Raw genomic sequence first — 20,576 nt, 5'->3', positions numbered from 1 at the left:
CTACGGTTACGGGGTAGGGCAGGTTAGGCGATCCAACTGTTCACGGGCCCGTCGGCTGAACACCTGCAACAGATCGTTCAAGGTATGCGGCGGAGGCTCGGCAGCACGGGTCACGGCATACAGGGTGATGGGTAACGGCGGTGCCAGAGGACGGACTGTGGTGGTGGCGGGGGATGCGCCCAGTGCGGTAAACGGATCGATCACCGCCAGCCCCGCCCCGGACTCCACCATCGCCCGGGCCAATGAATAGGTCTGCACGGCGATGCGCACCCGAGGCGGTGGCTCGACCGCTTCCAGGTAGCTGTCCAGGCGAGCGGCCAGCGGGTCGGCGCTGGACAGGCCGATCAAGGGCGCACCGGCCAGGGCGATCAGCGGCAACGGCGAACCTTCTTCTTCCGCTGGCCAGTAACCGGCAGGCGCCAGCGCCACCAGCACGCCGCTGGCCAGGGCCTGCGCCTTGAGGCCGGGATGATCCGGTCGTTGCAGGGTCAGGGCGACATCCACTTCGCGCATCAGCAGGTTCTGCACCAGTTCGCGGCTGTGGGCGCTGGACAATTCGCAGGCGATATCAGGGTAGCGTTCGGTCCATTCATGAATAGCCGGCGGCAGCAAGGACAGGGCCAGCGCGGGAGTGGCACCGATTCGCAGGCTGTGACCAGGCGCGCGACGCAGGCTTTGGGCCAGGCGCCGCACCCCTTGCAGGCTTTCACTGACCTTGTCGACCTCGCGCTCCAGTTCCAGCGCTTCGGGCGTTGCCTGCAACTTGCCGCGTATGCGCAGAAACAACGGGAAACCCAACTGTTGCTCGGCGTGCTGCAATACCTTGGTCACCGCCGGTTGCGAGACATGCAGCAACTGTGCGGCGGCGCTGATCGAACCGGTCTGGCGGATGGCCTGGAAAATCTCGATGTGGCGAAGGCGCATGACACGTCCATAACCTTTGCTTATGGGCTTGGCATCTTTATTCATTGTTCGCCGCCTGTCACCTGGCCCTAATCTCGAAGCCGTCTTCTCTACGGTTTCAAGGACGGACATGGCTCAGCGTGTATGCATCATCGGCGGCGGTGTGATCGGTCTGGCAACGGCGTATGCGCTGGTGCGCGATGGTTTTGACGTGACCCTGGTCGAAGCCCGGGACTCGCTGGGCAGCGAAACCAGTTTTGCCAACGGCGGGCAACTTTCCTATCGCTATGTTGCGCCCCTGGCCGATGCCGGGGTGCCGTGGCAAGCGATTGGCTGGATGTTGCGCGGCGATTCGCCGTTGAAGCTGCGGCCACGTCTGGAACCGGCGCAGTGGCGCTGGATGATTTCGTTTCTCGGTGCTTGCCGTCGCTCGGTCAATCGCCGGAATACCGCGCACTTGCTGCGTCTGGCACTGCTGAGTCAGGACACGCTCAAGACATGGCGCGAGGAGGATGGGCTGTCGGGCTTTCATTGGCGGCGCAACGGCAAACTGGTGACGTTCCGCCAGCGCAGCCGTTTTGATCATGCGCGCCACAGCCTGGCCGACCCTGCGTTGCAGCAGGTGTTGTCGCCGGCAGATTGCGCGCAACTGGAACCGGCGCTCGCCGATTCGCCTTTTGTGGGGGCGATTTATACCCCGGACGAAGAAGTGGGCGATTGTCATGCCTTCTGCCGGAGGCTGGCCGCGCGGCTTGAAGCCTCCGGTCGCTGCGAGTTTCGTCTGGGTCAGGGAGTAACCGGGATTCGCAACAGTCGCGGTGCCGTCAGCGCCATTGAACTGGGCAGCGAAGTGTTGCCGGTCGAGCAGTTGGTGATCGCCGCCGGTTATCGCAGCGCACAGCTGGCATTGCCCGGCTTGCAGTTGCCGCTGTACCCGCTCAAGGGCTACAGCCTGACGGTGCCGATCGACGCCGGACACCGGGCGCCGGACGTGAGCATCACCGACTACGACCGCAAGATCGTGTATGCGCGCATCGGTGAGCAACTGCGTGTGGCAGCGATGGTCGACATCGTCGGCTTCGACCCGGCAGTCGATCCCAGGCGCCTGGCGCTGATCAAGCGACAGGCCCGTGAAACCTTTCCCGAGGCCGGCGCCTATGACGAAGCTATCGAATGGGCTGGCATGCGCCCGGCAACCCCCAGCGGCGTGCCGCTGCTGGGTGCCACGGCCTATCGAAACCTGTGGCTCAACCTGGGGCATGGTGCGTTGGGGTTCACACTGGCCTGCGGCAGTGCGCGGTTGCTCAGCGAGCTGATCGGCCAGCGAGCGACCTCCAACGCCATGAAATGCAACCTGTAGGAGCCAGGCTTGCCGGCGAAGTCGGTCTTTCGTTGTGCGGCGACATTGAAAACGCTTTCGCCGGCAAGCCTGGCTCCTACGGATTCGGTTAGAAGTCGCCCCAAAGCTGTTGGGCCACCGCCAGCGCCACAACGGGTGCGGTTTCGGTGCGCAATACACGTGGGCCGAGGCGGGCGGCGTGAAAACCGCTGGCCTTGGCCTGCTCCACTTCGGCGTCGGACAAACCGCCTTCCGGGCCAATCAAGAAGGCGAGAGTGGACGGCTTGGCGTGGCTGACCAGCGGTTCGGCGACCGGATGCAGCACCAGTTTCAGCTCGGCTTGAGTCTGTTTCAGCCAATCGGCCAGCAATACGGGCGGGTGAATCACCGGCACCCGTGAACGCCCGCATTGCTCGCAGGCGCTGATCGCCACCTGGCGCCAGTGCAGCAGGCGTTTATCGGCGCGTTCGTCCTTGAGCCGGACTTCGCAACGCTCACTGAAAATCGGCGTGATTTCGCTGACGCCCAACTCGGTGGCTTTCTGAATCGCCCAGTCCATGCGCTCGCCACGGGACAGGCCCTGGCCGAGATGGATCTGCAAGGGCGATTCGATCTGGCCGGCAAGCTGCTCATCGATCTGTACCACGACGCGTTTTTTCCCGACCTCCACCAGCGAGCCGCGAAACTCATGGCCGGAGCCGTCGAACATCTGCACCGCGTCACCCTCGGCCATGCGCAGCACGCGGCTGATGTAATGCGCCTGGGCTTCGGGCAGTTCGTGTTCGCCGGTACTCAAGGGGGCGTCGATGAAAAAGCGGGACAGTCTCATTTCTGTTCTCTGATGTTGATCGTTCCCACGCTCTGCGTGGGAATGCAGCCAGGGACGCTCTGCGTCCCAAAAGCCGAACGCGGAGCGTCCGGTGAGGCATTCCCACGCAGAGCGTGGGAACGAGCCCGGTTAGCCCGGATCGCGAAAGCCCGGGTGGAAGTCCTTCGGCACCGCCACGCTGACGCTGTCGCGGGTAGCGATGTCGATGCCTTCGCTGGCCACTTCGGCCAGGAAGTCGATCTGCTGCGGGGTGATGACATACGGCGGCAGGAAGTACACCACACTGCCCAGCGGTCGAAGCAGGGCGCCGCGCTCCAGCGCATGCTGGAACACCTTCAGGCCGCGACGTTCCTGCCATGGGTAGGCTTCTTTACTGGCCTTGTCCTTGACCATTTCGATGGCCAGCACCATGCCGGTCTGACGCACTTCCGAGACGTTGGGATGATCGACCAGGTGCGCGGTCGAGGAGGCCATGCGCTGCGCCAGCGCCTTGTTGTTCTCGATCACTTTGTCTTCTTCGAAGATATCCAGCGTCGCCAAGGCCGCCGCACAGGCCAGCGGGTTGCCGGTGTAGCTGTGGGAATGCAGGAAGGCGCGCAGGGTCGGGTAGTCATCGTAGAAGGCGTTGTAGACCTCGTCGGTGGTCATGCACGCCGCCAACGGCAGGTAACCGCCGGTCAGGGCCTTGGACAGGCACAGGAAGTCCGGGCGGATGCCGGCCTGCTCGCACGCGAACATGGTCCCGGTGCGGCCAAAGCCCACGGCGATTTCATCGTGGATCAGGTGCACGCCATAACGGTCACAGGCTTCGCGCAGCAGCTTGAGATACACCGGGTGATACATGCGCATGCCGCCGGCGCCCTGGATCAGCGGTTCGACGATCACCGCCGCGACCGTATCGTGATGCTCGGCCAGGGTCTGTTCCATCGCGGCGAACATGTTGCGCGAGTGCTCTTCCCAGCTCATGCCTTCGGGGCGCAGGTAGCAATCCGGGCTCGGCACCTTGAGGGTGTCCATCAGCAGCGCTTTGTAGGTTTCGGTGAACAACGGCACATCACCCACGGACATCGCCGCCATGGTCTCGCCGTGGTAGCTGTTGGTCAGGGTGACGAAGCGCTTCTTGTTCGGCTGGCCGCGATTGAGCCAGTAGTGAAAGCTCATTTTCAGCGCGACTTCGATGCACGATGAGCCGTTATCGGCGTAGAAGCACCGGGTCAGGCCTTCAGGCGTGATCTTCACCAGGCGTTCGGACAGTTCGATCACCGGTTGATGACTGAAGCCGGCGAGAATCACGTGCTCCAGTTGATCGACCTGGTCCTTGATGCGCTGGTTGATTCGCGGGTTGGCGTGGCCGAACACGTTGACCCACCAGGAACTGACGGCATCGAGGTAGCGCTTGCCTTCGAAGTCTTCCAGCCAGACGCCTTCACCGCGCTTGATCGGGATCAGCGGCAGTTGTTCGTGGTCTTTCATCTGGGTGCAGGGATGCCACAACACGGCGAGATCGCGTTGCATCCACTGATTATTCAGGCCCATTTTCAATCTCCTGGAGGCGGTCCGTGACACGCGCGGACATACAATCGCGCAAGCCTATGCAATGCCTGCCACGGGGACAACCCATTGTGTCGATTGAGCTACTTTGTATAGGGCGGTAGACGTTGCTGGCGGGCGTCTGACGGCTGACGTATCCTTCGCGGTTCTTGAGTCGCCTGGCTCGCAAAATCGCTATTTTTACGATATTTCCGGAGTTCGCTGAATGTCTGTCGGTTGGCTGCGCGCCTGTGCGCTGGTGATGTTGGGGCTGTTCAGCGTGTCTACGCTGGCCAAGGATAAAACCGCAATCGTGGTGGGTGGCGGGGTCGCGGGCCTCACGGCCGCCTATGAACTGCAGAACAAGGGCTGGCAGGTCACGCTGCTGGAAGCCAAGCCGAACCTGGGCGGTCGTTCCGGCATGGCCACCAGCGAGTGGATCGGCAATGACAAGGCCCAGCCGGTCCTGAACAAATACGTATCGACCTTCAAGCTGAGCACCACGCCGGCCCCCGAGTTCGTGCGGACTCCGGGCTACCTGATCGATGGCGAGTATTTCAGCGCCGCCGACCTGGCCACCAAGCAGCCGGCTACTGCCGAGGCGCTCAAGCGTTACGAGAAAACCCTCGATGACCTGGCGCGTTCGATCGACGACCCGCAAAACCCGGCGTCCAGCAACACGCTGCACGCGCTGGACCAGATCAACGTGTCCAGCTGGCTCGACAAGCAAAACCTGCCGGCCACCGCGCGCCAGTTGGTCAACCAGCAGATCCGTACCCGCTACGACGAGCCTTCGCGCCTGTCGCTGCTCTATTACGCTCAGCAAAATCGCGTTTATCGCGGCGTTTCCGACCGCGACTTGCGGGCGGCGCGTCTGGTCGGTGGCAGCACGGTGCTGGCCCAGGCTTTCGTCAAGCAACTGAAAACCATCAAGACCAATTCCCCGGTATCGGCCATCACCCAGGACAAGGACGGCGTCACCGTGAAGGTCGGCAGTGTCGGCTATCAGGCTGACTACGTGGTCCTGGCCGTGCCGCTGCGCGCCCTGAACAAGATCGAGATGATCCCGGCGCTGGACGCCCAGCACCAGGCGGCGATCAAGGGCACCAACTACGGCTGGCGCGACCAGATCATGCTGAAGTTCAAGACGCCGGTGTGGGAAAGCAAGGCGCGGATGTCCGGCGAAATCTACAGCAACACCGGTCTTGGCATGCTGTGGATCGAACCTGCCTTGAAGGGTGGCGCCAACGTGGTGCTCAACCTCTCCGGCGATAACGCGCGGGTCATGCAGGCATTCGGCGACAAGCAGATGGTGGATCAGGTGCTGATCCGTCTGCATGCCTTTTATCCACAGGCCCGTGGTGCGTTCACCGGTTATGAAATCCGTCGCTACAGCACCGACCCGTCGACCGGCGGTTCGTACCTGGCCTTCGGCCCTGGCCAGATCAGCAAGTACTGGCGCCTGTGGGAGCGTCCGCTGCAACGCGTAGCGTTCGCCGGTGAACACACCGACACCCTGTATCCGGGCACCCTGGAAGGCGCGTTGCGCACCGGTCAGCGTGCAGCCGGTCAGGTTGAAGATCTGGCGGCGGGCAAGTCTGTTGACGCGCCAAAAGTCGGGCCTGCTGCGGCCGTGGCGACTGCGGCGGCGGTGGGTACGGGCGCCGTGGCGGCGAAGAAAGGCAACTTCTTCAGCAACCTGTTCGGCGGTTCCGATGACGACAAGAAACCGGAACCGGCCAAGGCTCCCGAGCCTGTAGCCTCTGCACCGGCCGTTGCGCCAGCCCCGGCTCCGGCTCCGGTAGTTGCACCGGTGGAAGCACCGAAACCTGCTGAACCGGTGAAAGCCGAACCTGCCAAAAAGGTAGCCCCGGCGAAGAAACCGGCCGCCAAGACCGAGGCGAAAAAAGCCCCGGCCAAAGCGCCGGCGAAAAAGGCTGAACCGGCGAAGAAGCCAGCGGCCAAGCCTGCGGCGCCGACTGAGGCCAAGGCTCAGTAACGTTCAGGTGTAAAAAAGCGCGGCCCATGGGTCGCGCTTTTTTTTTGCTCTTCAAACATGAGGCGTCTCTGTTATGCCCATGCGGTCCTACACGCCTCAGCGATCTATCGGAGACTTCCCACAAAGAAATCAGAGGCAAATGATAGAGCGCGTTTGAGCTGAAGATTTATGCTCTTCAAAAAACTGGAGCGCATATGAAAGCACGGGCAGCAATAATGATATTGGTAACACTCTCTGGTTGTGAGAGTGGCCAGTTCTTTCCTGGTGGAGTCGGCCCAGAGTTGGCGCATAGATGTCATATTAATCCATACGATCCTGATTGCCTGAATCCGCCCCCAGTTTTTAAAGGTCCTTGAGCATCAAATAATCAAATATCTCTTAAAAACTGGAGAGGTGTATGAAAGCGCTAGTAGTTGTAATGGTTTTGTTAGCTGTTCTTGGCTGTGTAAATGGCCGATTGGATCTCAAGCTACATGCCCCTGAACTGGCCCATAAATGCGATATTGATCCATACTATCCTGACTGTTTGGAGCCAAAGCCAATATTCAAAAGCTCTTAAGTATCTCGAGATATATATAGAGGATGTCTCTCAAAATCTCCAAATAGTATGCCCCTCACTATATGGAAGGTCTCTGACGAGCCTTTCTTTGGGCTTTGTAATACGTCCAGGAACGAAACCAAATCGCGCCCAGCACAAGTTTCCTGTGCGCTGATCGTAAATAACCAAATTTCCATCATCTTGCATAGACATCCAACTGTTGTGCCAAAGCGATTTGTCAATACTGTGAGTGCTTTCGGCAACCCACAGTCGCCTTCTGGACGGATCATAAAGAAAGCCACTATTACTGATAACAAACATCAGCGGTTCACTCATCCTTTTCGGATGGGTGGTTCGGCTATAAGGCTGATTGGTATCTGCAGTCCACACTACTGCCCCATTATCCGTAATGACCAAATTTCCATCAGCTTGCAATACCAATCTAAATCGCCCGCTCAGTGACGTTAGATATTGCCCCGGCGACATTGTTTGATTAGGAGGCAGTACCGGCGAGCCGTTTGCTTGAAAGGGGGTGTAATTAATGGCCATATCTTCACCTTAATCAAATAGTTGTTGAGCGCTTATTTGATCAAGTTTAAATGCCTAGGTGGCCATATATATTTATCGCTTTTCCAAAATCGTCAGCACGCAACAGAAAAGCCTGTGGCCCTGTAGGAGCGAGCATGCTCCGGGCGGCGTTCCGACGATGGGCCGGAGGGTGCCGCGGTTATCCAGGAAGCCCGCGTTTTCGTTGACGTCCATCGCGAGCATGCTCGCTCCTACAGGGGGGCGTTTTCTGCCCGAAAAAATGGGGTGGCTGGAGCCGAATAAACCCTCTGGTACAGGTGTTCTCCGGTTTGTATTCACTTCTTTTCACAATTTGGACTTTAATCTTTCCTTAACTCAGCTGTTTTAGACTCCACATCGATTTTTTCGATATTTCAAAGCGAATTTTTCCGCTTTAATTCGATAGGTAAATCGATAGTCTTGGGCCAGCACTTACAGGGATCTAGGCAATGCAGCTACGTAACTCCACTTCTCGCTATGGCTGGGTCAGCATTTTTCTGCACTGGGGCGTGGCGCTGGCCGTGTTCGGCTTGTTCGCCCTGGGCTTGTGGATGGTCGACCTTGGCTACTACGACCCCTGGCGTAAAGCCGGGCCGGATATTCACAAGAGCATCGGGTTGATTCTGCTGGGGTTCATGGTGTTGCGCGTGTTGTGGCGGTTTGTCAGCCCGCCACCACCGACGTTGGCCAGCTACAGCCGCATGACGCGCCTGGGCGCGAAATTTGGCCATGCCTTTCTGTATGTCTGTTTGTTCGCTGTGATGATTGCCGGTTACCTGATTTCCACCGCAGAAGGTGTCGGGATTCCGGTGTTTGACTGGTTTGAAGTGCCTGCGCTGGTTTCCGGACTGCCGGACCAGGCGGATAACGCCGGGGCGATTCACCTCTACCTGGCGTGGACGCTGGTCATTTTTTCCGGCCTCCATGCGTTGGCAGCATTGAAACACCACTTTATTGACCGTGATGTGACCCTCAAGCGCATGCTCGGTCGCAAAGCCTGAAGTTCAACCTCGACTCTCAAGGAAAACAAAGCATGTTGAAAAAGACTCTCGCCGCTCTGGCTATCGGTTCCGCACTGCTGTCCGCCAATGTGATGGCGGCTGACTACGTCGTTGACAAGCAAGGCCAGCACGCCTTTGTCAACTTCAAGATCAGCCACCTGGGCTACAGCTACATCTACGGTACTTTCAAGGACATCGACGGCAAATTCAGCTTTGATGCTGCCAAGCCTGAAGACAGCAAGATCGAGTTCAACGTGAACACCGCCAGCGTCTTCACCAACAACGCCGAGCGTGACAAGCACATCTCCAGCAAAGACTTCCTGGAAGTGGATAAATTCGCCAAGGCCACCTTCGTGTCCACCAGCGTCAAATCCACCGGCAAGAATGCCGATGGCAAAGACACTGCCGACGTCACTGGCGACCTGACCATTCACGGCGTCACCAAGCCTGTTGTCGTCAAGGCGATCTTCGTGGGCGAAGGCAAGGATCCATGGGGCGGCTACCGTGCCGGCTTCGAAGGTACCACCAGCATCAAGCGTTCTGATTTCGGCAAGATGATGGACCTGGGTCCACAGTCTGACGAAGTGAAACTGATCATTTCGTTCGAAGGTGTCAAAGCGAAGTAATTTTCGCGACCGATACAAAAACGCCCCTGATCTTGCGATCAGGGGCGTTTTTTATTGCCTGGAGAACACTCAGCGGTTGCGGGTCAGCAACGCCGGTTTTTCGCCACGAGGACGGCTTGGCAATTGATCCAGCTGCTCAGGTGTCGGGAAACGGTCGATTTTCGACTCCTTGTGCATGATCTTTGGTGCATTGCCCCGCGGATTCTGCACGGCCGGTTCAGAGCGGGACTGGTCGTCGCGAGCCGGGCGACGATTGCGCGAGTCTTCGCGACGGGGCTGGCCATCACGTTGACCACCGCTGCGTTGGCCGCTGCGCTTGGGAGTGCCGTCGCTGTTGCGCGGACCGTTCTGGCGACCCTGTGGCTTGCCGCCACGTGGCGCGCCGGCGCCCGCACTTGAACCTGCGCCCTGACCCTGGGCGCCCGGGCGACGACCGCGGCCCGGTGCCGGTGCTTGCTTGGGCACGTAGTCGACACGGTTGCCGAAGTTGTCGATATCGTCATCCAGGAATTCATCCGGATCACGGTCGGCAGGGACGCGCGGCGGCTGGCTTGCTTGACGCTGTTCGCGGGCCGGGCGCTCGCCACGAGCGGACGCGGCCGGCTTTTCCTTGCCTTTGTCCTTGCCCTTGTCCTTGCGACCGCCACTGCCGCTGCCGCTGTTCGAACCTTCACCACGCGGGCCGCGCGGGTTGCGAGGGTTGCGCATGTCCGGACGCTCGCGGGCTTCGGGTTTTTCCGCTTCCACGGCGCTGGCATCGAAGCCCATCAGATCACCGTCAGGGATCTTCTGCCGGGTCATGCGCTCGATGCTTTTCAGCAGCTTTTCTTCGTCCGGGGCCACCAGCGAGATCGCTTCGCCCGAACGACCGGCACGGCCGGTACGGCCAATGCGGTGTACATAGTCTTCATCGACGTTCGGCAGTTCGAAGTTGACCACATGTGGCAACTGGTCGATGTCGAGGCCGCGTGCGGCGATATCGGTGGCGACCATGATGCGCACAGTGCCGGCCTTGAAATCGGCCAGGGCTTTGGTACGGGCATTCTGGCTCTTGTTGCCGTGGATCGCGACGGCGCTCAGGCCGTGCTTGTCCAGGTACTCGGCCAGGCGGTTGGCGCCATGCTTGGTACGGGTAAACACCAGCACCTGTTCCCAGGCGCCGGCGGTGATCAGATGCGCCAGCAGTGCGCGCTTGTGACTTGCCGGCAGGCGGAATACGCGCTGTTCGATGCGCTCGACCGTGGTGTTCGGTGGCGTGACTTCGATGCGTTCCGGGTTGTGCAGCAGCTTGCTGGCAAGGTCGGTGATGTCCTTGGAGAAAGTCGCCGAGAACAGCAGGTTCTGGCGCTTGGCCGGCAGGCGGGCCAGGACTTTCTTCACATCATGGACGAAGCCCATGTCGAGCATGCGGTCGGCTTCGTCCAACACGAGGATTTCCACGTGGGACAGATCGACGCTGCCTTGGCCGGCGAGGTCGAGCAGTCGGCCAGGGCACGCTACCAGCACGTCCACGCCACGGGACATGGCCTGAACCTGCGGGTTCATGCCGACGCCGCCGAAGATGCAGGCACTGACGAATTTCAGGTCACGGGCATAGACCTTGAAGCTGTCATGCACTTGCGCGGCGAGTTCGCGGGTGGGCGTCAGGACCAGTACGCGCGGTTGGCGCGGGCCATGACGCTGGGATTTGTCCGGGTGACCGTTGGGGAACAACCGCTCCAGAATCGGAAGGGCGAAACCACCGGTTTTACCGGTACCTGTCTGTGCCGCGACCATCAGGTCGCGACCTTGCAACACGGCGGGAATGGCCCGCTGTTGCACCGGAGTAGGCTCGGTATAGCCCGCCGCTTCGATGGCGCGGACTAAAGCCTCGGAGAGACCGAGGGAAGCAAAGGACATGAGTAATCCTGTTGTCAGTTAGGGCTGGGCCCAATGGGAGTCTTGCCTGGCGCGAATGGCGTTAGAGGACGCAATCCCGTCCGGTCCAGCCTCGGTCTCGAAGGCTCGTCTGGAGCGCTCGCGCGGGCCAAAAGGCTGCGCTGTAGCGGGTCGAGATACCTTGAACGATTCCGGGTGTCCGGGCGTAAGCCTGGCGGGAACGCCGGAGTATAACAGAGCAATCACTGTGCGCCGCTTTCCTGCTGCTCAACGGTTTTCGCTCGGGTGGCGGTGGCGCTTGCAGGATTGATCGCACTATCCGGAGCAGCGCCGTATCGGGCGCTCAGCTCGGCATAGGCGGGTTCGCGCTTGAAACGCTTGAGTTCGGCACCGAAGCGTTGCACCAGCAAGTCCATGCCGGCATTGCGGCGCACCGCCAGAAACTGGCTCTGCTGGCTGATGATGGTCGGGTTTTCGGTGATTTTGTCGCGAATGTTCAATTGATCGAGCAAATGCTGTCCGACCCGGCGATCGGTGATCAGCAAGTCGATTCGTCCGCGCAGCAGCTTGCCGAAGTTGGCTTCGTGGCTGGGTGCCGGTTCGCGGGTAAACAGCGTCGACTCCCTGAAGTCCTGGCTGTACAGGTAACCCGGCGAGGTGCCGATGGTCAGGCCACGTAATTCGTCGAGGGTGCGGAATGGGTGGGGACGCTCATTGGCGTAGAACATCACGAACTGCACTTGCGAGAGCGGTTCGCTCGGGTAGAGCAGGGTGGCATCGCGCTCGTCACTGTGGAATATGTCCAGGGCGCCGTCTGCCTGACCCGATTCGAGCATCGAAAGGCAGCGCTTCCACGGCAGGAACTGCCATTGAACCTCGATACCAAGACGTTTGAAGACGATAGCGGTGGTTTCGTAGTCCAATCCCAGGGCGCTGCCGTTTTCCTCATAGACGTAAGGTGCCCACGGCTCCGTGACAATACGCAGTCTCTCGCCCCAGGCGGTGAAGCTCAGGCAAGTAAAAAGCACGGCGGTCAGCAACTGGGCAAAGGAGGGCATGGCCTGAGGTTAGTACGCCGATGACCGAATGAGAAGCTCTGGCGCGCATGTTTAACGCGTCCCTGGACAGATTGGGCGCTACTTCTCTATTTGCATGATGAATTGAGCAAGTGTTCATGGATGGCTGCACGCCGCTGACCAAGAATCATTTTGACCAGGCCATTGGAGAACCATTGCTCAAGCAAATGCCGGGAAACCGGGGTGCCCAGACGCTCTTGCTGATTTTCCAGCGCCTTTTCCCACCAGACGGGGCCGCTGGCCCTGTCGAACTCGTTGGGGTGGTCGTAGCAGCCGTAGAGAATCTCACGGATGAACTGGCGCAAATTCGCAGGCAGCGCCAGGGTGATGACTTTGTACAGCACTCGTTGGGCACGCGGTGGTCGAGGCAGTCGGGCCGATACGCGGTGAGTGTCGTCCAGGGCCGCCTGGCTGGTCGGTTGTGCGGCATGTTTGTGGATCCAGGCCTTGACCTTGGCCCGGAACAGTTGCTTGCGGCTCCAGTAGTGGTGAATCAGGTCCGGGCACTTGTTGATCTCCACTGTTCGGTAAGCCGCTACGGACAGACAGAATTCTTCGAGTGTGTAGGCGCCTTTTGCGAAGGGGAACAACTCGTCGATCAGCGCGATAGAGCGGTCGAGCAGTTGAGCATCCTGGCGGTGCAGGCCGATGACGCCTGAGTTGAGCAGCATCATCTGATCATCCGCCAGACCCTTTTCCATGAGCCTGGCCGACAGCGCACTGTAGAGAACGTTTTCCTTGTTGTTGCCGTAGTGGGTGTAGTAGTCGTTGCACAGCAAGCTGCCAGGCTGCACGCGTTCGAACAGTTTGAGGGGGGAGCAATGGAAGAATGTGTCGGTATCGATCAGCAGTGCGGTTTCGAATTCTTCCAACACCGTACGCAGGGCGACGTGCTTGGCGCGGAAATGATAGCCATGGGGTTCGTTCCAGCGTCGGCGGGTGGCTTCGTCGAGCGGGCGAACACGCACCGGTAGCTGTTCGTAGGGTTGCGGGTTGTCACTGAAGACCTGGATGTCGAGCCCTGCCTCGGGTGTTTCACGCAGCCAGGCCAACGCGCTGGCAATGCTGAACACGGCTTCCTGATGGTAAGTCTCGGAACCGAAAACCAGATAAACGAGTTGAGGGCGCGTCGTCGAGGGCGTGGTCATCATTGAATTACAGCATTCCATGGGCTCGATGAATGAAAAAGGCCCTCCGAGGAGGGCCTGTTTGGCTGCGTGGAACCGATCAGCGCGGTAGCTTCAGGTTGTTCCACACCGCCAGGCTGGCTTCGGCCTGATTCAGGGTATAGAAGTGCAGGCCCGGTGCGCCACCTTGTAACAAACGTTCACACATTTCGGTGATGACCTGCTCGCCGAAACGCTGAATGCTCTGGGTGTCGTCGCCGTAGGCTTCCAGTTGCTTGCGGATCCAGCGCGGGATTTCCGCACCGCAAGCGTCGGAGAAACGTGCCAGTTTGCTGTAGTTGGTGATCGGCATGATGCCAGGCACGATCGGGATGTTCACGCCCAGTGCCCGCACCCGCTCGACAAAGTAGAAATAGCTGTCGGCGTTGAAGAAATACTGGGTGATTGCGCTGTTGGCGCCGGCCTTGGCCTTGCGAACGAAGTTGGCGATATCGTCTTCGAAATTGCGCGCTTGCGGGTGCATTTCCGGATAGGCAGCGACTTCGATATGGAAGTGGTCGCCGGATTCTTCACGAATGAATTCGACCAGGTCATTGGCATGGCGCAATTCGCCACTGGCCATGCCCATGCCCGAAGGCAGGTCGCCGCGCAGTGCGACGATGCGGGTGATGCCGGCGGCCTTGTACTGGCTCAACAGGCCGCGCAGCTCGTCCTTGCTGTCGCCCACGCAGGACAGGTGCGGGGCGGCTGGAATTTTGACTTCGCTTTCAAGCTGCAAAACGGTGTTGAGGGTGCGATCACGGGTCGAACCACCAGCGCCATAGGTGCAGGAGAAGAAGTCGGGGTTGTAAGTGGCCAACTGACGGGCAGTGGCGAGCAGCTTTTCATGCCCAGCGTCGGTCTTCGTAGGGAAGAACTCGAAGCTGTAGCGACGATCTTGGGACATGGTCATACCCTTGAAAACGCATAAGGCGGAAGCTGGCTCCCTGTACCTGTAGGAGCGAGCATGCTCGCGATAGACGACCAGACACCGCGGGGTGTCAGGGGGCCAACGTTATCGTTGACCACCATCGCGAGCTTGCTCGCTCCTACAGGGGGAGCAGCTGGCTGATCAGTAGCGGTAGGCGTGTGGCTTGAACGGACCTTCGACAGTCACGCCGATGTAGTCGGCCTGGGTCTTGGTCAGTTGAGTTACCACGCCGCCGAAGCCACGGACCATTTCCAGGGCCACTTCTTCGTCGAGTTTCTTCGGCAGTACTTCAACGGTCAGGCGCTCGGCTTTCTGGGCCGGCGACAGGTCGGCGTACTTCTGGCCGAACAGGAAGATCTGCGCCAGTACCTGGTTGGCGAACGAGCCGTCCATGATGCGGCTTGGGTGGCCAGTGGCGTTGCCCAGGTTAACCAGGCGGCCTTCGGCCAGCAGGATCAGGTAGTCGTCGTTCTGCGGGTCGAAGCTGCCTGCGCCGGTACGGTGGATCTTGTGAACCTGTGGCTTCACTTCTTCCCATGCCCAGTTCTTGCGCATGAAAGCGGTGTCGATTTCGTTGTCGAAGTGACCGATGTTGCAGACAACGGCGCGCTTCTTCAGGGCCTTGAGCATGTTCGAATCGCAAACGTTGACGTTGCCGGTGGTGGTCACGATCAGGTCGATCTTGCCCAGCAGTGCCTTGTCGATGCTTGCTTCGGTGCCGTTGTTGATGCCGTCGATGAACGGCGAAACCACTTCGAAACCGTCCATGCAGGCTTGCATGGCGCAGATCGGGTCGACTTCGGACACTTTGACGATCATGCCTTCCTGACGCAGGGACTGTGCAGAGCCCTTGCCCACGTCACCGTAACCGATGACCAGCGCTTGCTTGCCGGACAGCAGGTGGTCGGTACCGCGCTTGATCGCGTCGTTCAGGCTGTGACGGCAGCCGTACTTGTTGTCGTTCTTGCTCTTGGTCACCGAGTCGTTGACGTTGATGGCCGGGATCTTCAGCTCGCCCTTGGCCAGCATGTCCAGCAGACGGTGAACGCCGGTGGTGGTTTCTTCGGTCACACCGTGGACGCGATCCAGTACCTGTGGGTACTTCTTGTGCAGCAGCTCGGTCAGGTCGCCGCCGTCGTCGAGGATCATGTTGGCATCCCAAGGCTGGCCATCCTTGAGGATGGTTTGCTCCAGGCACCACTCGTACTCTTCCTCGGTTTCACCTTTCCAGGCGAAAACCGGGATGCCGGCAGCGGCGATGGAAGCGGCGGCCTGGTCCTGAGTGGAGAAAATGTTGCAGGACGACCAGCGCACTTCGGCACCCAGGGCAACCAGGGTTTCGATCAGCACGGCGGTCTGGATGGTCATGTGGATGCAGCCGAGGATCTTCGCGCCCTTGAGCGGTTGCTCTTCGGAGTACTTGCGACGCAGACCCATCAGGGCAGGCATTTCGGATTCGGCGATGATGGTTTCGCGACGGCCCCAGGCAGCCAGGGACATGTCGGCGACTTTGTAATCGGTAAAATCTGCAGGCGTGATGACAGCGCTCATGAAGAGCCTCCATTCGTAAAGTATGCGAATGGGCGCCGTTGTGCGTTAAGTATCCGGCCATTCAAGGCCAGGCAACGCCCCATCCGAGCCTGACAGGTCGAACCTGCTGCAGCGCCCCTCGGACAGGTGGCGGGAAAACGGTAGCAAGTGAAGGTTACCGTTTTGAAACGGGGGCGATTATAGCGGGCTATGCTGATCTTCCAAAGGGTTTCTGTCGGTCAATGTCCGAATGGTAATCGAGACCATAGTCGATACCGGATAGAGCTCTGGTGTGGGCTCTGCCATGATTCAGGCATCAACCGGCAAGATGGTCAGGAGTGAACATGAATTTCCATACCCGCAAATGGGTCAAGCCCGAAGACCTCAACCCCAATGGCACGCTGTTCGGTGGCAGCCTGTTGCGCTGGATCGACGAAGAAGCGGCGATTTACGCGATCGTCCAGTTGGGCAATCAGCGTGTCGTGACCAAGTACATTTCCGAGATCAACTTTGTCAGCGCCTCCCGTCAGGGCGACATCATCGAGCTGGGTATCACCGCCACCGAGTTCGGTCGCACCTCGATCACCCTGACCTGTGAAGTGCGTAACAAGATCACCCGCAAAAGTATCCTGACCGTGGAGAAGATGGTTTTCGTCAATCTGGGCGAGGACGGTTTGCCCGCGCCTCATGGCCGGACCGAAATCAAGTACGTCAAAGACCAGTTCAAGGACGATGACACTGCTCAGTAAAATCCGTGGTGCGTTCATCGCGAGCAGGCTCGCTCCCACAGAAAAACCGCCGTACCTGTGGGAGCGAGCCTGCTCGCGATGGTCGTCAACGATAACGCTGGCGGCCTGACACCCCGCGGTGCTCTGGCATCCATCGCGAGCATGCTCGCTCCTACATATAGAACGTTATCGGGGCGGCAAGGGTCGTAGCTAAATAGCCCGCCACCGGTTGCGCATACCATGAACTCCTCAAGCGACGGCAAAACCCCCGACCTCACGGCCAAGGAGCAGCATGAGGTCGAAAAGAGCCAGCCACCGCGCGCGGCGGTGCTGCATGAAATCATTCGCACCCAGGGTGATCAGGAGCTGGAGCGCAGTGTGGCCGCATTGTGGTGGTCGGCACTGGCCGCGGGCCTGACCATGGGCCTGTCATTGATGGGCATGGGATTGCTCAACTCCCGTCTGCCGGAGGGTGAAGGTTTCAAGGTGATTGCCAGCTTCGGCTACTGCGCGGGCTTCCTCGCAGTGATCCTCGGCCGCCAGCAATTGTTCACCGAAAACACCCTGACCGCCGTGTTGCCGATCATGAGCAAACCCACGCTGGGCAACCTGGGGCGATTGATTCGGCTGTGGTCCGTGGTGCTGTTCGGCAACCTTTGCGGCACCTTGCTGGTCGCCTACGTCATGCTGGAACTGCCGATTTTCGACAGCAAGACAGACGTCGCCTTCCTCGACATCGGACGCAAGGTCATGGAAAACCATGCCAGCCAGATGTTCGCCAAAGGCATTGTTTCGGGCTGGATGATTGCCACCATGGTCTGGATGATTCCGTCCATGGAGAGCGCGAAGATGTGGATCATTATCCTCATCACTTATTTCATGGCGCTGGGGGACTTCACCCACATTGTGGTCGGATCACTGGAAGTCTCGTACCTGGTGTTTGCCGGCGAGCTGCCATGGCGGGATTTCTGGCTGGTGTTCGCCGGGCCCACGCTGGCGGGGAACATCATCGGTGGCAGTTTTATTTTTGCGCTGATCAGTCATGCGCAGATTCGCAGTGAGAGCGGTGCACCGAAACCGCATGAAAAACAGAGCGATGCACCGGACCCGCAAAACAACGAAAGATGATCAGCCAGCCAGCTCCGGTACAGCGGCACTGCGTCGTTGCCGCAAGATAAAGTACAGCGCAGCCAGCACCGTAAGGCCGCTGACCAACGCACCGGTCCAGGGCAGATCCGCCAGGTCCGCGCCGCTGGCCACGACCAGGCCGCCAATCCAGGCGCCCGCCGCATTACCGAGGTTGAATGCACTCTGGTTCAGGGTCGAGCCCAGGTTCGGTGCCTCGTGTGCCTGGTCGATGATCAGCAATTGCAGGATCGGGCAGAGTGCGAAAGCGAAAGTCCCCCACAGCACCAGCGTGATGGCCGCCGGGATCACCGAGTGGCTGGTCTGGCTGAAGGCGGCCAACACCAGCACCACGGCCAGTGCCATGCCGACCAGTGACGGCAGCAGGCGACTGTCGGCCAGTCGCCCACCGAGCATGCTGCCTGCCGTCAGGCCCGCGCCGAACAACAGCAGCATGATGGTCACGCCGTGAGGGCTGACGCCGGTGATGTCCTGCAAAATGGGGGCGATGTAGGTGAATACGCTGAACAGGCTGGTCGAGGCCAGCACGCTCATGCCCAGCGCCAATAACACGTTGCCCTTGCCCAGTACCCTGAATTCGCTGGCCAGGTTGGCTTTGTCCATTGCAATGTTTTTCGGCAGCCAGATCCATTGCGCAATCGCGGCGATCACACCGATCACCGACACCGCCCAGAACGTCGAGCGCCAACCGGCGTATTGTCCAAGCGCCGTGCCCAATGGCACGCCCAGCACGTTGGCCAGGGTCAGGCCGGTGAACATCATGGCAATCGCCTGGGCCCGTTTGTTCGGCGCCACCAAACCGGCCGCCACCACCGAGCCAATACCGAAGAACGCACCATGGCACAGCGCGGTAATCACCCGCGCAGCCATCAGCGTGGCGTAGTTCGGTGCCAGGGCGCAGAGCATGTTGCCGAGGATGAACATCAGCGTCATGCCCAGCAGTGTGGCCTTGCGCGGCATGTTGGCGGTACCGACTGCGAGTATCGGCGCCCCGAATACCACGCCCAGGGCGTAACCGGTAATCAGCAGTCCTGCATCGGGAATGCTCACTGCGAGGTCGCGGGCGACATCGGGCAGCAAGCCCATGATGACGAATTCAGTGGTGCCGATGCCGAAAGCGGCAACAGCGAGGGCAAGCAAGGCGAGTGGCATGCGCAAGGTCTCTGTCGGTAGTCTTGACGCTGTGATCAGGCATACGCATGCCCAGGACCCTTCTCTGTGAGAGCGGGCAAGGGCAAATTTTTTGGAATTGGTCTGTGCGCAACTGAGTGCGGCGTGGTCGTTTGCAGTATAAACAGCGGCTGACATATGGCGAATCAATTCGCTCTTCTGTAGGAGCGAGCAAGCTCGCGATGGACGTCAACGATAATGCTGGCGGCCTGACACCCCGCGGTGTTCTTGCGGTCATCGCGAGCATGCTCGCTCCTACAGAGGAGTGCGGAGAATTTCAAAAGGAGTGTGCCGTGCTTGCTACAGCACTGGTGTTATTGGCGGCGCTGTTGCATGCAGCGTGGAATACCCTGATCAAATTCAGCGCGGAGCGCTTGTTGGTCGTGGCGTGCATGGACAGCGTGGCGATGTTGTTTGTCGCCGCAGCGTTGCCATTCGTGTCGCTGCCGCCGCTGGAGATCTGGCCATGGATTCTGGCCTCGGCAGCGTTCGAACTGCTTTATCGCTTTTTGCTGATTCAGGCCTATCGGGTCGGCGATCTGGGGCTGGTCTATCCGCTGATGCGCGGGTTGTCGCCATTGGTGGTGCTGGCGCTGACATTGATCTTTGCCGGGGAAACACTGACCCATCAACAGATCTTCGGCATTCTGCTGATCCCGCTTGGCATGCTGTGCCTGCTCTTGCAGGGCGGTGGCGGGGCGCGGTTGCCCTGGTCGATGTTGCCGGTGGTGGCGCTGATCGGTATCTGCATCGGCAGCTACACCTACATCGACGGGCAGGCACTGCGGCGCTGGTCGCATCCACTGGACTACCTGGTCTGGGTGACGTTGCTCAGTGCGTGGCCGTTTCCGTTGCTGGCCTGGGTGGGCAAGCGCCCCGCGTTCAAGTTGTTCTGGCGTGAACAGTGGCGGTTGGGGCTGGCGGTCGGGTTCTGCGTGTTGTTCAGCTACGCTCTGGTGCTGTGGGCCATGCAACTGGGCTCGATTGCCGAAGCGGCGGCCTTGCGCGAGATCAGCGTGATTCTGGTGGTGCTGTTCGGCATGCGCTACTTGAAGGAGCCATTTGGCAGACCTCGGCTCCTGGCCTGTGGGCTGGTGTTGATCGGCATGCTGGTGATGAAATTCTGAGTGTTCTGAAACCTGAAAAAGGACTGATTCATGACGGTTGCCCTGTGGTGCATTTTGATCGCGATCTTCCTGCCATACGTGTGCACGGCGGTGGCCAAGGCCAGCGGCGGGTACGGTTTGAAAGACAATCACGACCCGCGCGGATTTCTCGATTCGCTGCAAGGTGTGGGCAAGCGGGCGCACGCGGCGCAACTGAACAGCTTGGAGGTGACGCCGGCGTTCGCCGCGGCGGTGATCGTGGCGCATCTGGTTGGCAACGCGGAGCTGGTGACGATCAATGTGCTGTCGGTGTTGTTCATCACCAGTCGGTTGCTTTACATCATTTTCTATCTGGCGGACCTGGCGATACTGCGGTCGCTGGCCTGGTTTGTCGGGATGGGGTTGATCGTGAGTTTCTTCGTGGTGTCGGCCTGAATTCGCCGGGAGCAGGCGCACTTCTACAGGTCTGGCGTTGACCCTGTGGGAGCGAGCCTGCTCGCGATAACTATCTAA

General features: G+C 59.8%; 18 protein-coding genes and 1 riboswitch. Of the genes, 8 read left to right on the top strand and 10 right to left on the bottom strand.

Annotated features, from left to right (window positions below; genetic code table 11):
• Nucleotides 1-6: 6 nt before the first annotated feature.
• Nucleotides 7-924, bottom strand: coding sequence for a LysR family transcriptional regulator (locus tag ACQKP2_RS09250; protein ID WP_427575970.1), 918 nt, complete (start codon nt 922-924; stop codon nt 7-9).
• Between the two features lie 109 nt (nt 925-1,033).
• Between ACQKP2_RS09250 and ACQKP2_RS09245 the strand changes: the two genes are divergently transcribed.
• Complete coding sequence (locus ACQKP2_RS09245; RefSeq protein WP_427575969.1) at nt 1,034-2,263, top strand: D-amino acid dehydrogenase; 1,230 nt, start codon at nt 1,034-1,036, stop codon at nt 2,261-2,263.
• A gap of 88 nt (nt 2,264-2,351) precedes the next feature.
• Here the strand turns inward: ACQKP2_RS09245 and ACQKP2_RS09240 are convergent, their stop codons facing one another.
• Nucleotides 2,352-3,071, bottom strand: coding sequence for a 16S rRNA (uracil(1498)-N(3))-methyltransferase (locus ACQKP2_RS09240; protein ID WP_427575968.1), 720 nt, complete (start codon nt 3,069-3,071; stop codon nt 2,352-2,354).
• Nucleotides 3,072-3,200: 129 nt separating this feature from the next.
• The gene (locus ACQKP2_RS09235; RefSeq protein WP_427575967.1) at nt 3,201-4,607 is read right to left on the bottom strand and encodes an adenosylmethionine--8-amino-7-oxononanoate transaminase; all 1,407 of its coding nucleotides are present in this window, start codon (nt 4,605-4,607) and stop codon (nt 3,201-3,203) included.
• A gap of 220 nt (nt 4,608-4,827) precedes the next feature.
• Here ACQKP2_RS09235 and ACQKP2_RS09230 point away from each other — a divergent pair, with 220 nt between their 5' ends.
• Nucleotides 4,828-6,600, top strand: coding sequence for a flavin monoamine oxidase family protein (locus ACQKP2_RS09230; RefSeq protein WP_427575966.1), 1,773 nt, complete (start codon nt 4,828-4,830; stop codon nt 6,598-6,600).
• A gap of 589 nt (nt 6,601-7,189) precedes the next feature.
• Here ACQKP2_RS09230 and ACQKP2_RS09225 read toward each other — a convergent pair.
• A complete protein-coding gene (locus tag ACQKP2_RS09225; RefSeq protein WP_427575965.1) occupies nt 7,190-7,687 on the bottom strand; it encodes a hypothetical protein in 498 nt (165 codons plus the stop codon).
• A gap of 467 nt (nt 7,688-8,154) precedes the next feature.
• On the opposite strand from ACQKP2_RS09225, the gene ACQKP2_RS09220 reads away from it, so the two are divergent.
• Together ACQKP2_RS09220 and ACQKP2_RS09215 are read left to right on the top strand one after the other, a co-directional pair.
• Nucleotides 8,155-8,706 (top strand): cytochrome b, encoded by a 552-nt coding sequence (locus ACQKP2_RS09220; protein ID WP_427575964.1) that lies wholly within the window; start codon nt 8,155-8,157, stop codon nt 8,704-8,706.
• Between the two features lie 32 nt (nt 8,707-8,738).
• Nucleotides 8,739-9,332, top strand: a complete 594-nt coding sequence (locus ACQKP2_RS09215) for a YceI family protein (RefSeq protein ID WP_427575963.1) — start codon at nt 8,739-8,741, stop codon at nt 9,330-9,332.
• Nucleotides 9,333-9,401: 69 nt separating this feature from the next.
• On the opposite strand, the gene ACQKP2_RS09210 is transcribed toward ACQKP2_RS09215, so the two are convergent.
• The 5 genes from ACQKP2_RS09210 to ahcY form a co-directional block, all read right to left on the bottom strand.
• Nucleotides 9,402-11,231 carry a DEAD/DEAH box helicase gene (locus ACQKP2_RS09210; protein ID WP_427575962.1) on the bottom strand — a complete coding sequence of 610 codons (1,830 nt, stop codon included), beginning with the start codon at nt 11,229-11,231 and terminating at the stop codon, nt 9,402-9,404.
• Nucleotides 11,232-11,452: 221 nt separating this feature from the next.
• On the bottom strand, nt 11,453-12,268 hold the full coding sequence (locus ACQKP2_RS09205; protein WP_427575961.1) for a substrate-binding periplasmic protein: 816 nt from the start codon (nt 12,266-12,268) through the stop codon (nt 11,453-11,455).
• An 86-nt stretch (nt 12,269-12,354) separates the two neighbouring features.
• Nucleotides 12,355-13,437, bottom strand: a complete 1,083-nt coding sequence (locus ACQKP2_RS09200) for a hypothetical protein (RefSeq protein WP_427575960.1) — start codon at nt 13,435-13,437, stop codon at nt 12,355-12,357.
• A 76-nt stretch (nt 13,438-13,513) separates the two neighbouring features.
• Nucleotides 13,514-14,359, bottom strand: coding sequence for a methylenetetrahydrofolate reductase [NAD(P)H] (metF, locus tag ACQKP2_RS09195; RefSeq protein WP_427575959.1), 846 nt, complete (start codon nt 14,357-14,359; stop codon nt 13,514-13,516).
• Nucleotides 14,360-14,524: 165 nt separating this feature from the next.
• Nucleotides 14,525-15,934: an adenosylhomocysteinase gene (ahcY, locus tag ACQKP2_RS09190; RefSeq protein ID WP_427575958.1), complete on the bottom strand. Its 1,410-nt coding sequence runs from the start codon at nt 15,932-15,934 to the stop codon at nt 14,525-14,527.
• A gap of 23 nt (nt 15,935-15,957) precedes the next feature.
• Nucleotides 15,958-16,060, bottom strand: a riboswitch (S-adenosyl-L-homocysteine riboswitch).
• 197 nt (nt 16,061-16,257) lie between these two features.
• Between ahcY and ACQKP2_RS09185 the strand changes: the two genes are divergently transcribed.
• Nucleotides 16,258-16,662: an acyl-CoA thioesterase gene (locus ACQKP2_RS09185; RefSeq protein ID WP_427575957.1), complete on the top strand. Its 405-nt coding sequence runs from the start codon at nt 16,258-16,260 to the stop codon at nt 16,660-16,662.
• 219 nt (nt 16,663-16,881) lie between these two features.
• Complete coding sequence (locus ACQKP2_RS09180) at nt 16,882-17,769, top strand: formate/nitrite transporter family protein (RefSeq protein WP_427575956.1); 888 nt, start codon at nt 16,882-16,884, stop codon at nt 17,767-17,769.
• Here the strand turns inward: ACQKP2_RS09180 and ACQKP2_RS09175 are convergent, their stop codons facing one another.
• On the bottom strand, nt 17,770-18,939 hold the full coding sequence (locus ACQKP2_RS09175) for an MFS transporter (protein ID WP_427575955.1): 1,170 nt from the start codon (nt 18,937-18,939) through the stop codon (nt 17,770-17,772). It abuts the gene before it with no gap.
• Nucleotides 18,940-19,250: 311 nt separating this feature from the next.
• Between ACQKP2_RS09175 and ACQKP2_RS09170 the strand changes: the two genes are divergently transcribed.
• Together ACQKP2_RS09170 and ACQKP2_RS09165 are read left to right on the top strand one after the other, a co-directional pair.
• Nucleotides 19,251-20,084 (top strand): EamA family transporter, encoded by an 834-nt coding sequence (locus ACQKP2_RS09170; protein ID WP_427575954.1) that lies wholly within the window; start codon nt 19,251-19,253, stop codon nt 20,082-20,084.
• A gap of 30 nt (nt 20,085-20,114) precedes the next feature.
• Nucleotides 20,115-20,498: an MAPEG family protein gene (locus tag ACQKP2_RS09165; RefSeq protein WP_427575953.1), complete on the top strand. Its 384-nt coding sequence runs from the start codon at nt 20,115-20,117 to the stop codon at nt 20,496-20,498.
• Nucleotides 20,499-20,576: the final 78 nt, after the last annotated feature.

This window comes from Pseudomonas sp. NPDC089569 (genome assembly GCF_050280625.1).
GTDB lineage: Bacteria > Pseudomonadota > Gammaproteobacteria > Pseudomonadales > Pseudomonadaceae > Aquipseudomonas.
This window is presented reverse-complemented; position numbering and strand designations above follow the sequence as displayed.